General features: G+C 62.8%; 11 protein-coding genes. 10 read left to right on the forward strand and 1 reads right to left on the reverse strand.

The genetic code is table 11. The features are described from left to right. The first annotated feature begins 5 nt into the window (after positions 1 to 5). The 10 genes from tolB (at position 6) to serA (ending at position 13,572) form a co-directional block, all read left to right on the forward strand. On the forward strand, positions 6 to 1,310 hold the full coding sequence (gene tolB, locus MUO32_RS19750; RefSeq protein WP_257950099.1) for a Tol-Pal system beta propeller repeat protein TolB: 1,305 nt from the start codon (positions 6 to 8) through the stop codon (positions 1,308 to 1,310). Between the two features lie 296 nt (positions 1,311 to 1,606). Continuing rightward, positions 1,607 to 2,140: a peptidoglycan-associated lipoprotein Pal gene (gene pal / locus MUO32_RS19755; RefSeq protein ID WP_257950100.1), complete on the forward strand. Its 534-nt coding sequence runs from the start codon at positions 1,607 to 1,609 to the stop codon at positions 2,138 to 2,140. A gap of 153 nt (positions 2,141 to 2,293) precedes the next feature. Next, positions 2,294 to 3,310 carry a tol-pal system protein YbgF gene (ybgF, locus tag MUO32_RS19760; protein ID WP_257950101.1) on the forward strand — a complete coding sequence of 339 codons (1,017 nt, stop codon included), beginning with the start codon at positions 2,294 to 2,296 and terminating at the stop codon, positions 3,308 to 3,310. A 20-nt stretch (positions 3,311 to 3,330) separates the two neighbouring features. Next, positions 3,331 to 4,620 (forward strand): tRNA lysidine(34) synthetase TilS, encoded by a 1,290-nt coding sequence (tilS, locus tag MUO32_RS19765; RefSeq protein WP_257950102.1) that lies wholly within the window; start codon positions 3,331 to 3,333, stop codon positions 4,618 to 4,620. A 201-nt stretch (positions 4,621 to 4,821) separates the two neighbouring features. Then, positions 4,822 to 6,744 (forward strand): ATP-dependent zinc metalloprotease FtsH, encoded by a 1,923-nt coding sequence (ftsH, locus tag MUO32_RS19770; protein WP_257950103.1) that lies wholly within the window; start codon positions 4,822 to 4,824, stop codon positions 6,742 to 6,744. Positions 6,745 to 7,028: 284 nt separating this feature from the next. Next, the gene (gene glmM, locus MUO32_RS19775) at positions 7,029 to 8,381 is read left to right on the forward strand and encodes a phosphoglucosamine mutase (protein WP_257950104.1); all 1,353 of its coding nucleotides are present in this window, start codon (positions 7,029 to 7,031) and stop codon (positions 8,379 to 8,381) included. Between the two features lie 263 nt (positions 8,382 to 8,644). Further along, positions 8,645 to 9,478 carry an outer membrane protein gene (locus tag MUO32_RS19780; protein WP_257950105.1) on the forward strand — a complete coding sequence of 278 codons (834 nt, stop codon included), beginning with the start codon at positions 8,645 to 8,647 and terminating at the stop codon, positions 9,476 to 9,478. Between the two features lie 213 nt (positions 9,479 to 9,691). Further along, a complete protein-coding gene (locus MUO32_RS19785; RefSeq protein WP_257950106.1) occupies positions 9,692 to 10,540 on the forward strand; it encodes an outer membrane protein in 849 nt (282 codons plus the stop codon). 178 nt (positions 10,541 to 10,718) lie between these two features. Continuing rightward, entirely contained in the window at positions 10,719 to 11,900 is a 1,182-nt protein-coding gene (locus tag MUO32_RS19790) for a phosphoserine transaminase (RefSeq protein WP_257950107.1), read from the forward strand. A gap of 76 nt (positions 11,901 to 11,976) precedes the next feature. Beyond that, positions 11,977 to 13,572, forward strand: coding sequence for a phosphoglycerate dehydrogenase (serA, locus tag MUO32_RS19795; RefSeq protein ID WP_257950108.1), 1,596 nt, complete (start codon positions 11,977 to 11,979; stop codon positions 13,570 to 13,572). 84 nt (positions 13,573 to 13,656) lie between these two features. On the opposite strand, the gene MUO32_RS19800 is transcribed toward serA, so the two are convergent. Beyond that, complete coding sequence (locus tag MUO32_RS19800) at positions 13,657 to 15,468, reverse strand: methyl-accepting chemotaxis protein (RefSeq protein WP_257950109.1); 1,812 nt, start codon at positions 15,466 to 15,468, stop codon at positions 13,657 to 13,659. Positions 15,469 to 15,535 lie beyond the last annotated feature (67 nt).

Genomic DNA, 15,535 nt, shown 5'->3' on the forward strand with positions numbered 1-15,535 from the left:
AAAAGATGTTCAGACGCACTCTCCTCCGTATGCTGGTCGTGCTGACCGGCCTCGCGGCTTTCCTGCCGCAGGCCTGGGCGGTCGTGGAAATCAACATCAACAAGGGTAACGTCGAGCCGCTGCCGATCGCGGTAACGGACTTCGTTGCCAGCGGCGACCTCGGCCAGCGCATCTCCGACGTGATCGCGGCTGACCTGAAGCGCTCCGGCCTCTTCGCGCCCGTCAACAAGCAGGCCTTCATCGAGAAGATTTCGAACCCCGACCAGGCGCCGCGCTTCGATGACTGGAAGGTCATCAACGCGCAGGCGCTGGTGACGGGCCGTGTGACGCAGGAAGGCGATGGCCGCCTGCGCGCCGAATTCCGCCTCTGGGATACCTTTGCCGGCCAGCAGCTGACGGGCCAGCAGTTCTACACCCAGCCGGAAAACTGGCGCCGCGTCGCCCATATCATCGCCGACGCCATCTATGAGCGCCTGACCGGTGAAAAAGGCTACTTCGACACCCGCATCGTCTATGTCGCCGAAAGCGGCCCGAAGACGGCCCGCAAGCGCCAGCTCGCCATCATGGACCAGGACGGCTTCAATGCCCGCGCGCTGACGAACTCCAATGATCTCGTCCTGACGCCGCGCTTCTCGCCGAACCGCCAGGAAATCACCTACATGTCCTTCGAGGGCGACCAGCCCCGCGTCTACCTGCTCCAGCTGGAGACGGGGCAGCGTGAAGTGGTTGGCAACTTTCCGGGCATGACCTTTGCGCCGCGCTTCTCGCCCGATGGCCAAAAGGTCATCATGAGCCTGCAGCAGGAAGGCAATTCCAACATCTACACGATGGACCTGCGCTCGCGCACCACCACGCGTCTGACCTCGACGGCGGCCATCGACACTTCCCCGTCCTATTCGCCCGACGGTTCGCAGATCGTCTTCGAAAGCGACCGTGGCGGCAGGCCGCAGCTCTATGTGATGGGCGCCGACGGTTCCGGCCAGCGCCGTATCTCCTTCGGTGACGGCTCGTATTCCACGCCGGTCTGGTCTCCGCGCGGCGATCTCATCGCCTTCACCAAGCAGTCGGGCGGCAAGTTCTCGATCGGCGTGATGAAGACGGACGGCTCGGGCGAACGTATCCTGACCTCTGGCTTCCACAATGAGGGCCCGACCTGGGCGCCGAACGGCCGCGTGCTGATGTTCTTCCGCCAGGGTGCGGGCGCCGGTGGTCCGCAGATCTACTCGATCGACCTTTCCGGCTACAACGAGCAGCCCGTGCAGACGAAGGGCTTCGCCTCCGACCCGGCCTGGTCACCGCTTCTGGAGTAGGATCGCATATAAGGCGGGTCTGCCGCGTTCTTGCCGCAAAGTCCTGTAAATCAGGCTTTAAGGCGAGAAGCGGCAGACCCGTTTTCGCGTGACGTCAATCCGGCAGGGGCGAAGTGGATTCGTGGCCGGGAGGACGAGCAATAGAGAATGCGAGGGGCCGGGGACGGTCTTACAAGCAATCGTTAACCATAATCGTTGAGTGCGGATTAACCGACTGCGGTTACAGTCTGGCAACCCTGATTGAAAACCGCGCTTCAACGAACTTGACGCAAAAACTGATGCAAGGAGACCGGCTCATGAGCCGCATTCATTCCCCGGCCGCTGGCCGCATGCAGACCATCGCCCGCAATCCGGTGATGATCGCGCTTGTCATGACGCTGGCCCTCGCAGGCTGCGCCTCCAAGAAGAACCTGCCGAACAGCGCCGGCGACCTCGGTCTCGGCGGTGCAGGTGCGGCGACCCCGGGCTCGCAGCAGGACTTCACCGTCAATGTCGGCGACCGCATCTTCTTCGACACCGACTCCTCGTCGGTCCGCGCGGACGCTGCCGCGACGCTCGATCGTCAGGCCCAGTGGCTGCAGAAGTATCCGAACTACGCGATCACGGTCGAAGGCCATGCCGACGAACGCGGCACGCGTGAATACAACCTCGCGCTCGGCGCACGCCGTGCGGCTTCGACCCGCCAGTACCTCGCTTCGCGTGGCATTCCGGCAGGCCGCATCAAGACGATTTCCTACGGCAAGGAAAAGCCGGTTGCTGTCTGCGACGACATTTCCTGCTGGTCGCAGAACCGCCGCGCCGTCACCGTTCTCGGTGGTGCCGGCATGTAATTCCTCGAAAAGAGGAACGATCCGAAAGGCGGCCCATCGGCCGCCTTTCTTTTTTCAACACACTTTGGCCGAACTCCGTTGCTTTTTAAAAGCATTTGGAAAACTCTTGCGGCGGCGCTTCGGCGCACAACGACACCAACAGGACGAAGATAGATGAAGAAACTTGTCGCGGCAGGCGTTTTCAGTCTCGCAGCGGTAGCAGGCATGGTCGGTCCGATCAGCGCATCGCCGCTCTCGACGCTGACGAATGGCTTCCTGCCGGCGCAGAACGAGCGCGCGGCGAAGGGCGATGTGATCCTGGCGCAGGCCATGGACCCGCGCGTCGGTGAGCTCGAAGAGCAGATCCGCAGCCTGAACGGGCGGATCGAGGAAATGAGCTACCAGCTCCTGCAGATGCAGGAACAGCTCCGCAAGACGCAGGAAGACAACGAATACCGCTTCCAGGATCTGGAAAGCGGCAAGGGCGGCGCGAAAGGCAAGAGCGGCGCGCTCGACAAACCGGTGGATGACGGCACGGCCGGCCAGCAGACCGCAACGAACCAGGTGCCGGCGGATGATACCGCCGGAACCGACACCCAGAGTGCTTCAAACGACGGCAGCGGCGCGCAACCGCAGGAGCTGGGCTCGATCCGCTTCGACGAGAACGGCAACCCGGTCGGGGCGTCCTCCAATCCGGACCTCGACAATCAGAGTGCCTCGCTTGGCAATGATAACGGGAACACGCTTCCAGGCGTCGACGGCGGCGGCAACCTGCCGGCGGCCTCGCAGTCATCAACCGCCTCGCTCGACAATCCCGACGACCTCTACAATGTCGCCTATGGCCATGTCTTGACCGGCGACTACCAGATGGCCGAGCGCGAGTTCCGCGACTATCTCGACATTTTCCCGAAGGGCGAGAAAGCGGCGGACGCCAATTTCTGGCTCGGCGAAGCCCAGTATTCCCAGGGCAATTTCAACGATGCCGCCAAGACCTTCCTCAATGCGCACCAGACCTTCAGCAAGTCGAAGAAGGCGCCGGAAATGCTTCTGAAGCTTGGCATGTCACTCGCTGCCCTCGACAACCGCGAGACCGCCTGCGCGACGCTGCGCGAAGTCGGCAAGCGCTACCCGAACGCGTCCAAAGCCGTGAAGAGCAAGGTCACGTCCGAACAGAGCCGCCTGTCCTGCTGATTGCGGACGAAGCCAAGGCCGTGGCCCGCGCGGAAGTTTCCGTCGTCGAGGCAGCCGGCCGTTTTCTCGAAAGTTTCAAGCGCCCGGTGCGCCTGCTGATCGCCATTTCCGGTGGCAGCGATTCGACCGGACTGCTCGTGGCCCTTGCCACGCTTTGCGCCGCCGGGCGCTATCCCGGTATTTCCCTCTGCGCCTGCACCATCGACCATGCGCTCCGCCCGGGCTCTGCCGAAGAGGCCGTGGTCGTTGCGGCACTCTGCGCGCGATACGGCATCCCTCACACCACCCGCCGATGGGATGGCGACAAACCCGCCACCGCCCTTCAGGCAGCGGCCCGCGCCAAACGCTACGAGTTGCTTGCCGAGGCCGCCATCGCTGCGGGTGCCGATGCCATTCTTTCGGCCCATACGCGCGACGACCAGAACGAGACGGTTGCGATGCGCGCCGAGCGGTCGGCCGGGGGCGTCGGGCTGTCGGGGATGGCCGATGCCGTCTTGTTGCACGGTGCCGTATGGTTGTTCCGGCCGTTTCTGGCGGTGGACCGGGAGGCTGTCAGAGCGTTTCTTTCCGCACATGGCGAGACGTGGATCGATGACCCCAGCAATGCGAACACCCGTTTCGAGCGCGTTCGTGTCCGCCAGCGCGCGGGCGTGGGCGAGCAGGGGAACGGCGGCGGCGACAGGCTGGCGCTCTCCGAAAAGGCCGCCGGGTTTCTGACCCGGAATGTGTGCATGGAAAACGGCGCATTTATCTTGGCGACCGAGGCGGTCGATACTGCTCTTGCCGATTGCGCCGCATGGCGGGGGCTCCTTGTGCTCGCGGCGACGGCGGGCGGACGAGTTCACGTGCTGGAGACCGCCTCGGCCGAGCGTCTGCGCGCATTCCTCGCCAGCGGCACACTGTCGCGGCTTACCGCCGGCCGCGTGGTTTTCGACCGGCGGCGCGAGGGGCTGTTTCTGTATCGGGAATGCCGCGGGATCGAGCGTCTGGTGGTGTCGGCGGGTGAGGCGGCCGTTTGGGATGGGCGCTATCGCGTGAGCAATGGCAGTCGCGGATCGATTGTGATCGGCGCCGTCGGCAATGACGGGCATACCGACGGGCAGGGGCTTCGTGGACCCGCTCTGCGCGCCCGAAAGGCCATGCCGTGCCTGAGATTTGAGGATGGCGCGCCGGTCACCGGCGACGTGGCTTCCCTCGAAGCCATCCTTGCGCCCTATGCGCAGTTTCTTCCACGTTTCGATCTGCCGCTGGCCGCTGCGCTCGCGACCGTTCTGGGCGCGCCGGATTTTCCGTCTCCGCCGAACGAATGAAGGCGCGGGCCCGCGCGTTGTGCTAGAATTGTGCCTGAGATCGATGGGCGGGTGAAAGAAGACAACCCTTCTCGTTGACGATAGCGTGAGAAATGCCCGCGGTCCGTGCGCTTTGCCTTGGCAAGGCCGCATGGCGACCCTATGTTAGGCGCTAAAGAAGCGGCCGGGAGACCCCGGCCGGGAAAGTACCTGGAACGCTCGATGAATCCTAATTTCCGTAACTTCGCCCTCTGGGCGATCATCGCCCTCTTGCTGATCGCGCTGTTCAGCATGTTCCAGACGAGCCCGGCGCAGACCGGCTCGCGGGAAATCCCCTATTCGCAGTTCCTCAAGGAGGTCGACTCGAGCCGGGTGAAGGAAGTGGTGATCACCGGCGAGAAGATCGTCGGCAGCTATGTCGAGACCGGCGCGACTTTCCAGACTTATGCGCCGGCGGGCGACAATTCGCTCGTCCAGCGGCTTGAGGCGAAGAATGTCGTGGTGAGCGCGCGTCCGGAAACGGATGGCTCCTCTGGCTTCCTCAGCTATATCGGCACGCTGCTGCCCATGCTGCTGATCCTCGGTGTCTGGCTGTTCTTCATGCGCCAGATGCAGGGCGGCTCGCGCGGTGCGATGGGTTTTGGCAAGTCCAAGGCGAAGCTTCTGACCGAAGCGCATGGCCGCGTCACCTTCGCGGACGTTGCCGGTGTGGACGAAGCCAAGCAGGATCTTGAGGAAATCGTCGAATTCCTGCGCGATCCCCAGAAATTCCAGCGCCTCGGCGGTCGCATTCCGCGCGGCGTGCTGCTCGTCGGCCCGCCCGGTACGGGTAAGACGCTGCTCGCTCGCTCTGTTGCGGGTGAGGCGAACGTGCCGTTCTTCACGATCTCGGGTTCGGACTTCGTCGAAATGTTCGTCGGCGTCGGCGCCAGCCGCGTGCGCGACATGTTCGAGCAGGCCAAGAAGAACGCACCCTGCATCATCTTCATCGACGAAATCGACGCCGTCGGCCGTCACCGCGGCGCCGGTCTCGGCGGCGGCAATGACGAGCGCGAGCAGACGCTGAACCAGCTGCTCGTCGAGATGGACGGCTTTGAAGCGAATGAAGGCGTCATCCTGATCGCCGCGACCAACCGCCCGGACGTTCTCGATCCGGCGCTGCTGCGTCCCGGCCGTTTCGACCGCCAGGTCGTCGTGCCGAACCCCGACATCATCGGCCGTGAGCGCATTCTCAAGGTTCACGTTCGCAACGTGCCGCTGGCGCCGAATGTCGATCTGAAGATTCTGGCCCGTGGTACGCCCGGCTTCTCCGGTGCCGACCTCATGAACCTCGTCAACGAATCTGCCCTGATGGCGGCGCGTCGCAACAAGCGCCTCGTCACCATGCAGGAGTTCGAGGACGCCAAGGACAAGATCATGATGGGCGCGGAGCGCCGTTCCTCGGGCATGACCGAGGCGGAAAAGAAGCTCACCGCCTATCACGAGGCCGGCCACGCCATCGTCGCGCTCAAGGTGCCGCTCGCCGATCCTCTGCACAAGGCGACGATCATCCCGCGCGGCCGTGCGCTCGGCATGGTCATGCAGCTTCCCGAGGGCGACCGCTACTCGATGAGCTACAAATGGATGGTCTCGCGCCTCGCCATCATGATGGGCGGCCGCGTTGCCGAGGAAGTGACCTTCGGCAAGGACAACATCACCTCCGGCGCATCCTCCGATATCGAGCAGGCGACCAAGCTTGCCCGCGCGATGGTCACCCAGTGGGGCTTTTCCGACCAGCTCGGTCTTGTCGCCTATGGTGAGAACCAGCAGGAAGTCTTCCTCGGTCATTCGGTGTCGCAGCAGAAGAATGTTTCCGAAGCCACCGCGCAGAAGATCGACAACGAGGTCCGCCGCCTGATCGACGAGGCCTATACCGAGGCGAAACGCATCATCACCGAGCAGCACCACGAATTCGTGGCGCTCGCCGAAGGCCTGCTCGAATACGAGACGCTGACGGGCGAGGAGATCAAGGCGCTGATCCGCGGCGAAAAGCCGGCGCGCGATCTTGGCGACGACACGCCGCCGCACCGTGGTTCCGCCGTTCCGAAGGCTGGCCACAAGAAGGGCGGCGAAACGGAAGGCGGGCTCGAGCCGCAACCGCAGTAAATCCTGCGCAAGGAATGAAAGAACGGTCGGGACGTTGTTCCCGGCCGTTTTCTTTCGGTAACGGGCTGTAATCATTCCTGATCTGTAGCTTGATGCTATTTCCCGACTTCTGTGGCAAAGAGACAGCATGTCCGGCTGCGCCTTAAGGTTAAGGCAAGGTTACGGATTTAGACTATTCCGCCTCTTCGCGGCTTGATGTATGACGCCGCCGGGCTTGTGAGCAAAAGCTCCAGAGCCGAGCGCATCAGAGAATGCCGTCACAGCGGGCGATTTCAGGAGCACATATGAAACGTCGTTACTTCGGCACGGATGGTATCCGGGGACAGTCCAATACCTTTCCCATGACGCCTGATCTTGCCATGCGCGTGGGCATTGCGGTCGGCACCATCTTCCGGCGCGGCGCGCACCGTCACCGGGTGGTCATCGGCAAGGATACCCGGCTTTCCGGCTACATGCTGGAAAATGCCATGGTTGCCGGGTTCACCGCGGCCGGCATCGATGCCTTCGTTCTCGGCCCGATCCCGACGCCGGCTGTCGCCATGCTGACGCGCTCGCTGCGTGCGGATATCGGGGTGATGATCTCGGCTTCGCACAACCCGTTCTACGATAACGGCATCAAGCTCTTCGGGCCTGATGGCTACAAGCTCTCCGACGAAATCGAGTTGGAGATCGAGGACCTGCTTGAAAAGGACCTCATGGCCCAGCTCGCCAAGTCCGACGAGATCGGCCGGGCCAAGCGCATCGACGGCGTCCATGACCGCTATATCGAACATGCCAAGCGCACACTGCCCCGCGATGTCACCCTGCAGGGCCTGCGCGTCGCCATCGACTGCGCCAATGGCGCCGCCTATCGTGTGGCTCCGGCCGCCCTCTGGGAACTCGGCGCCGATGTCGTGACGATCGGCAACGAGCCTGATGGCCTCAACATCAATCTCGAATGCGGCTCGACCCATCCCGAAACGCTGCTGCGCAAGGTGCACGAAGTGCGCGCCGATATCGGTATCGCACTGGATGGCGACGCGGACCGCGTGCAGATCATCGACGAGACCGGCAAGATCATCGACGGCGACCAGCTGATGGCCGTGATTGCCGAAAGCTGGGCGGCGGACGGCATTCTGCGCGGCAATGGCCTCGTCGCGACCGTCATGTCCAATCTTGGCCTGGAACGGTTCCTCACGGACAAGGGGCTTGGCCTCGAGCGCACCAAGGTCGGCGACCGCTATGTCGTCGAGCACATGCGCAACCACGATTACAATGTCGGCGGCGAACAGTCGGGCCATATCGTTCTGTCGGATTTTGGCACGACGGGCGACGGCCTCGTTGCAGCCCTTCAGGTGCTCGCCTGTGTCAAGCGCAGTGGCAAGTCGGTGAGCGAGGTCTGCAACCGGTTCGAGCCGGTGCCGCAGGTGCTGAAGAACGTCCGTATCAAGGCCGGCAAGCCGCTGGAGGACGCAGGCGTCCGCCAGGCGATTGCCGATGCGGAAAGCGAACTTGCCAAGAACGGTCGCTTGTTGATCCGCCCGTCCGGCACGGAGCCGCTGATCCGCGTCATGGCCGAAGGCGACGATCGCGGCCAGGTGGAGCGCATCGTGGACGAACTGGTCAGCGTTATCGGATCGGTACGAAGCGCCGCCTGATCCTGGTATTCTGGGACGATTTGAAAAGGTCGGGGCTCTGCCCCGGCCTTTTCTTTGTCGTGCAAGTAGGCCTTGAAGCTTTCGTGCCGAATTGATGTTTTTTATTTAAAATTTACCGAATTCGTGAACGTCCGTTAACAAATAAGGTGAATCTTTGTAGTTAATCGCCCCTTAACCTTTCCTCTCCATTATCCATTCCTGATCGAGGGACTTGGGGACCGGCGCACCGGCCGCGCCAAGTTGAAGCCTATTGGAGCAAGGCCATGAGGAAAGTTTTGAGTGGCGTCGTAGCCGTCCTGCTGACAGGCACGTCGGCTTATGCGGCCGACGTTTACCAGCCGCAAGTCATCGAAGCACCCGTTCAGGAGGCCATCGTCGAGACAGGCGGCTGGTATCTGCGCGGCGACATGGGCTGGTCCTACAACAAGATCCGCGGCGCGAAGTATTTCCAGGGCTCGAACGGCAATGTCCGTGAGTTCGACTCCACGCGCCTCAAGAGCGGCTTCACGCTCGGCGGCGGTGTCGGCTACCAGATCAACGACCATTTCCGGACGGACGTGACGCTCGACTACATGTTCAAGTCGAATTTCCGCGGTTCCACCTCCGGCGGCTGCGGTGTGGCTGTCAGCTGCACCTCCACCGACGTCGCGTCCCTGACGGCGCTCAGCCTGCTCGCTAACGCCTATGTCGATATCGGTCATTATGGTCTCTTCACGCCTTATGTCGGCGCGGGTATCGGCGGCACCTATGTGCGCTGGGACGACCTCAAGAACACATCGTGCGAAGACGGCGATCCGACGAACTGCGATCCGACCTTCGTTCACCGCGGCAAGAAGAACTGGCGCTTTACCTACGCCCTCATGGCCGGTACGGCGATCGACGTGACCTGCAACCTGAAGGCCGATGTCGGCTATCGTTTCCGTCACGTCACCAAGGGCGGCATGTTCGGCTTCAACGAGGGCGGCGGCCCGGGTTACGACAAGGGCTTCTACAGCCACGAGGCTCGCGCCGGTTTGCGCTACTCCTTCAACGGTTGCGACCAGCAGGCCTATATCCCGCCGGCGGAGATTCCGATCGAGCAGCCGGTCTACAAATAATCCCGTCTCACGGGACCAGCATCCAGGGCCGCCCTTCGGGGCGGCCTTTTGCATTCTTGCTGCTTCGGTTCGGTTGTCCCGATTCAGGGCGCTTAACCGTTTTTTCATTCCTTAACAGCTATGGTTAATCAACGGTATAGGGCAGCAACGTCGTCGTTTGCGCCCGAGCCGATCGCAACCGCCGGCAGGTCCGGGCTTCAGGGGAACGAAGCTATGTTTCGACGTATCGCACCGCTTGGTTTCGCCGGTTTCGCCGTTTTCGCCGGCCTCGTCGCAACCGGCGCCATGGCCAGCGACCTCGACATCATCAACGCTCCGGAGATCGACGTTTCCGGCAGCACGGTTGCCGAGGGCTGGTATCTGCGCGGCGACCTGGGCTATTCGGGCTGGATGAAGGGCGGCAAGCCGCACTACACGGTCTATCAGCCGGGCGGCACGGTCTTCTCGAACGAAAGCTTCGACAGCGCACGTTTCTCCAAGCCGATGTCCTATGGCGTCGGCATGGGCTACCAGTTCAACAATTTCCTGCGCACCGACCTGACGACCGACTTCTTCAATGGCAGCCTCAGCGGCCGTTCGAACGTCAACCTGCCCTGCAGCAGCGACGAGCCGGCGGGCACGAGCTGCGGCTTCGGCCACAAGGGCGATTACAACGCGCTCAACGTCATGGCCAACGGATATGTCGATCTCGGCACCTATGCCGGCATCACGCCCTATATCGGCGCGGGCGCGGGTGTGACCTATCTCCGGTGGAACACCATGAATCAGAAGCCGTTCTGCGAAGACGGCACGGCCAGCTGCTCGGGTCGGCTCTATGCCAACGAGCGTCTCAGCGGCGAGGATAGCTGGCGCTTCACCTACGCCCTCATGGCGGGCGCATCCGTGGATCTGACGAACCGCGTCAAGCTCGACCTCGGCTATCGTTATTCCGACACGGCCGGTGGCAATATGTACAGGTACGGCGCCACGGAAGCGGGTTGGGGCGGTGCAGGCACGAAGGGCCGAGACGACGGTTTCCAGAAGCACGAAATCCGCGCCGGCATCCGCGTCACCACCTGGTAGGCCTTTTCTCGCAAATCTCTTCAACGGCGCGTCGGGCAACCGGCGCGCCGTTTCCATTGCGTCGGATTATTCTTCGTTCGCGACATAATCCTCTTGACGGAAAAGCGACTCTCCCATATTCACGACGGCGGGACACCCTTCCCCAACGAAGGGCTATCTATCTGGAAGGATAGCGATCATGACGAAGACCGTCACCGCGCCGGACGTACGTCCGAACAACACCCATTTTTCTTCTGGCCCGTGCTCGAAGCGCCCCAATTGGTCGCTCGATGCGCTTTCCGATGCTCCGCTCGGTCGTTCGCACCGCGCCAAGATCGGCAAGACCAAGCTCAAGCAGGCTATCGATCTCACCCGTGACGTCTTGGAAGTGCCGGCGGATTACCGCATCGGCATCGTGCCGGCCTCCGATACCGGCGCCGTCGAGATGGCGCTGTGGTCGCTGCTCGGCCCGCGTGGCGTCGACATGGTCGCCTGGGAAAGCTTCGGTTCGGGCTGGGTTTCCGATGTCGTTAAGGAGCTGAAGCTCCCGGATACGCGCAAGATCACGGCCGATTACGGCCTGCTGCCCGACCTTTCCACGATCGATTTCGACCGTGACGTGGTCTTCACCTGGAACGGCACGACATCAGGCGTGCGTGTCGCCAATGCAGACTTCATTCCTGATGACCGCAAGGGCCTGACGATCTGCGACGCGACCTCGGCCGCGTTTGCCCAAAATCTCGATTTCGCGAAGCTCGATGTCGTCACCTTCTCCTGGCAGAAGGTTTTGGGCGGCGAGGGCGCGCATGGCGTCATCATCCTGTCGCCGCGTGCCGTCGAGCGTCTCGAAAGCTACACGCCTTCCTGGCCGATGCCGAAGATCTTCCGCATGACCAAGGGCGGCAAGATCATCGAGGGTATCTTCCAGGGCGAGACGATCAACACGCCCTCCATGCTCTGCGTCGAGGACTATATCGATGCGCTGCTCTGGGCCAAGCAGGTTGGCGGCTTGAAGGGCCTGATGGCTCGCGCCGATGCCAATGCCAAGGTCATCTTCGATTTCGTCGACAAGAACGACTGGATCGCCAACCTTGCCAAGGACCCGGCGACCCGTTCGAACACCTCGGTCTGCCTGACGATATCAGACAAGGATGTGCTGGCGCTCGACGCCGACGCACAGGCGGCCTTCGCCAAGGGCCTCGTGTCCCTTCTCGACAAGCAGGGTGTCGCCTATGACATCGGCGCCTACCGCGATGCCCCCTCGGGCCTGCGCATCTGGGCCGGTGCCACCATCGATACGGCCGACCTCGAAGCGTTGATGCCGTGGCTGACTTGGGCCTTCGAGACCCAGAAGGCGACGCTTTCCAAGGCTGCGGCCTGAATTCGCGACCGGCTTCGTCCTCTGGGCGAAGCCACCTTTGATCTCATCTCCCCGGACCCATTGAAGGAGGCCTCCCATGGCACCTCGCGTACTCGTATCCGATGAACTCTCGGAAACCGCCGTCCAGATCTTCCGCGATCGCGGCGTTGAAGTCGATTTCCAGCCGAAGCTCGGCAAGGACAAGGAAAAGCTCGCCGAGATCATCGGCAACTACGACGGCCTTGCCATCCGCTCCGCCACCAAGGCGACGGAAAAGCTGATCGCGGCAGCGACCAACCTCAAGGTCATCGGCCGCGCCGGCATCGGCGTCGACAATGTCGATATCCCGGCCGCCTCGCGCCGCGGCATCATCGTCATGAACACGCCCTTCGGCAACTCGATCACCACGGCGGAACACGCCATCGCGCTGATGTTCGCCGTCGCCCGCCAGCTGCCTGCCGCCGACACCTCCACGCAGGCCGGCAAGTGGGAAAAGTCGAAGTTCATGGGCGTCGAAATCACCGGCAAGACGCTCGGCGTCATCGGCGCCGGCAATATCGGCGGCATCGTTTGCCGCAAAGCGATCGGCCTTGGCATGCACGTCATCGCCTACGATCCCTTCCTCTCGGCTGAACGCGCCCGGGAAACGGGTGTCGAGAAGGTGGAGCTGGACGACCTGCTCGCCCGCGCCGATTTCATCACGCTGCATGTTCCGATGACCGACAAGACGCGCGGCATTCTGGGCAAGGAAGCGCTGGCCAAGACGAAGAAGGGCGTACGCATCATCAACTGCGCCCGTGGCGGCCTGGTCGACGAGGCGGCACTCGCCGAAGCCATCAAGTCGGGCCATGTCGCCGGCGCAGGTTTCGACGTGTTCGAAGTCGAACCTGCGACGGAGAGCCCGCTGTTCGGCCTCGAAAACGTCGTCTGCACCCCGCATCTCGGCGCCTCCACCACGGAAGCGCAGGAGAATGTCGCCCTGCAGGTCGCCGAGCAGATGTCGGACTACCTCGTCAAAGGCGCGGTCTCCAACGCCATCAACATGCCGTCCATCACGGCCGAGGAAGCGCCGCTCCTGAAGCCCTTCATCCGCCTTGCCGACGTGCTCGGCGCCTTCGTTGGCCAGGTCACGGAAAGCGCGATCAAGGAAATCGAGATCCTCTACGACGGCGCGACCGCTTCGATGAACACCAAGGCGTTGACGAGCGCCGTGCTTGCCGGCCTCATCCGTCCGCAGGTAGCCGACGTCAACATGGTCTCGGCCCCGGTGATGATCAAGGAAAAGGGCGTCATCCTTTCCGAGGTCAAGCGGGACAAATCGGGCGTCTTCGACGGCTACATCCGCTTGACGGTGAAGACCGAGAACCAGACCCGTTCGATCGCCGGCACCGTCTTCTCCGACGGCAAGCCGCGCTTCATTCAGATCAAGGGCATCAACCTGGACGCCGACGTCGGCAACCACATGGTCTACATCACCAACACCGACGTTCCCGGCATGATCGGCTTCATCGGCACGACGCTCGGCGAAGCCGGTGTGAACATCGCGAACTTCCAGCTTGGCCGTGACAAGCAGGGCGGCGATGCCATCGCGCTGCTTTATGTCGATGCCGCCGTGTCCGAGGACGTGCTGAACAAGCTGCGCGCCAATCCGGCGATCCGCCAGATCAAGCCGCTTGTCTTCAACGTCGACTGACCTTCGTCCTCCCAAGACGGAAAAGAAGAGGCCCGCCGGAGCGATCCGGCGGGCCTTTTGATTGAAGACGGTTCTGGCGATAAGTCAGGCCGCGCGGCGCATCTTGCTGGTGACGGTGCCGGCGAACTGGAAGTGGGCGATGCGGCTGGCAAGCTGGCCGCTCTCCTGTGCCAGCGTCTGGCTGGCGGCCGAGGTCTCCTCCACCATGGCGGCGTTCTGCTGGGTCATCTGGTCCATCTGGTTGACGGCCGTGTTGATTTCCCGCAGGCCGACGGCCTGTTCCTGCGCCGCAGTGGCAATCGAGACGATGCGATCGTTGATCTCGTTGACGCGGCGCTCGATGTCGCTGAGCGACGTGCCGGTTTCCTCGACCAGCGAGACGCCCGCGGAAACCTCGGTGGAGGATGCGTTGATCAGCGTCTTGATCTCCTTGGCGGCATTGGCCGAGCGCTGGGCGAGTTCGCGCACTTCCTGTGCCACGACCGCAAAACCCTTGCCGGCTTCCCCGGCGCGGGCAGCTTCGACGCCGGCGTTCAGCGCGAGCAGGTTGGTCTGGAAGGCGATGTCGTCGATGACGCCGATGATCTCGCCGATCTTGGAGGACGAGCTTTCGATGCGGCCCATAGCATCGACGGCGTTGCGAACGACTTCGCTCGACTTTGCCGCGCCCGAGCGTGCGTCGGAGACCATGCGCTTGGCCTCTTCGGCGCGGGTGGTGGAGTTTTGCACCGCGGCGGTGATCTCGTCGAGGGCCGCGGCGGTCTCTTCCAGCGAGGCGGCCTGCTGCTCGGTGCGCTGCGAGAGGTCGTTGGCCGCGCGGCTGATCTCGGCGGCACTGGAGTTGACGACGGCGGTGGATTCGGCAATCGCCGCGATGGTGGATTTCAGGGACGCAACGGCGCCGTTGAAATCGCGGCGCAGTTTTTCGTATTCGGCGCCGAGTTCCGGCACGGAGACGGTGAGATCGCCTTGCGCGAGACGTTCCAGGGCGGAGCCGATCGTATCGACCACGCGGGACTGGCCGCGGGCAACGGCCGTCTGGCGCTCCTCGTTGGCGCTGCGTTCGCCGTCGATGACCACCTGCTGTTCACGCTGGCGGATTTCCAGGGCATTGCGCTCGATGACGGAGTTGCGCAGCAACACGAGCGCATCGGCCATGCTGCCGATTTCGTCCTTGCGGTCGGTGTCCGGCACGTCGGAGCGCGTCTCGTTGCGCGAGACCTCGAGCATGACGTCCTTCAGGCGATTGATCGGGCGGCTGATGGAACGGCCGATGAAAAGGGCGGCTGCCAGCGTCGCGATACCGGCGATCAGCGTGATGACGATCGTCGTCACCATGGACGTGTAGTATTGCGCGGCAAGGTCATCCGCGTAGACGCCCGTGCCGACGCCCCAGCCCCAGGGCTTGAAGCCCTGGATGTAGGAGAATTTTTCGACCGGCTCGCTCTGGCCAGGCTTGTCCCACACGTAGTCGACGAAACCGCTGCCGGGGTTCTGCGCGAGCGCGATGAGCTCGACGTTGAAGGCCTTGCCGTTGGCATCCTTGAGGCCGCGGACATCGGTCCCGATGAGCTTGGCGTTCAGCGGATGGGCGATCATCATGCCGTCGAAGCCGTTGATGAAGAAGTAGCCGCCTTCGCCGAAGCGCATGGCCATCACGTCGGCGATTGCGCGCGTCTTGGCTTCCTCGACAGGCAATGCGCCCTCGTTGGCGAGTTTTTCGTAGGATGCGATGACGGAGATGGCTGACTCCGTGACGTTGCGCAACATCAGGCGGCGTTCGGCATTCACCTCCTCGTTGGCGACCTGCGTCTTGTAGATCATGGCAGCTGCCATGAAGACGAGAGCCATGGCGGTGAGGAGATAAATGCGGGTGGAAATGCGTATGTTTTTCACGGCTTGAACCTGAAGAGAGCAATGGTGCGCAAACAGCACCATTAAAAATCTAAACAAAGTTTAAGCG

Origin of the sequence: Shinella sp. CPCC 101442, assembly GCF_024704725.1 — a bacterium.
Lineage (GTDB): Bacteria > Pseudomonadota > Alphaproteobacteria > Rhizobiales > Rhizobiaceae > Shinella.

Coding starts and splice junctions, on each gene's coding strand:
- pal (WP_257950100.1), top strand. CDS start 1,607: ATGAGCCGCATTCATTCCCCGGCCGCTGGCCGCATGCAGACCATCGCC.
- ybgF (WP_257950101.1), top strand. CDS start 2,294: ATGAAGAAACTTGTCGCGGCAGGCGTTTTCAGTCTCGCAGCGGTAGCA.
- serA (WP_257950108.1), top strand. CDS start 11,977: ATGGCACCTCGCGTACTCGTATCCGATGAACTCTCGGAAACCGCCGTC.
- MUO32_RS19785 (WP_257950106.1), top strand. CDS start 9,692: ATGTTTCGACGTATCGCACCGCTTGGTTTCGCCGGTTTCGCCGTTTTC.
- MUO32_RS19790 (WP_257950107.1), top strand. CDS start 10,719: ATGACGAAGACCGTCACCGCGCCGGACGTACGTCCGAACAACACCCAT.
- tolB (WP_257950099.1), top strand. CDS start 6: ATGTTCAGACGCACTCTCCTCCGTATGCTGGTCGTGCTGACCGGCCTC.
- MUO32_RS19780 (WP_257950105.1), top strand. CDS start 8,645: ATGAGGAAAGTTTTGAGTGGCGTCGTAGCCGTCCTGCTGACAGGCACG.
- ftsH (WP_257950103.1), top strand. CDS start 4,822: ATGAATCCTAATTTCCGTAACTTCGCCCTCTGGGCGATCATCGCCCTC.
- glmM (WP_257950104.1), top strand. CDS start 7,029: ATGAAACGTCGTTACTTCGGCACGGATGGTATCCGGGGACAGTCCAAT.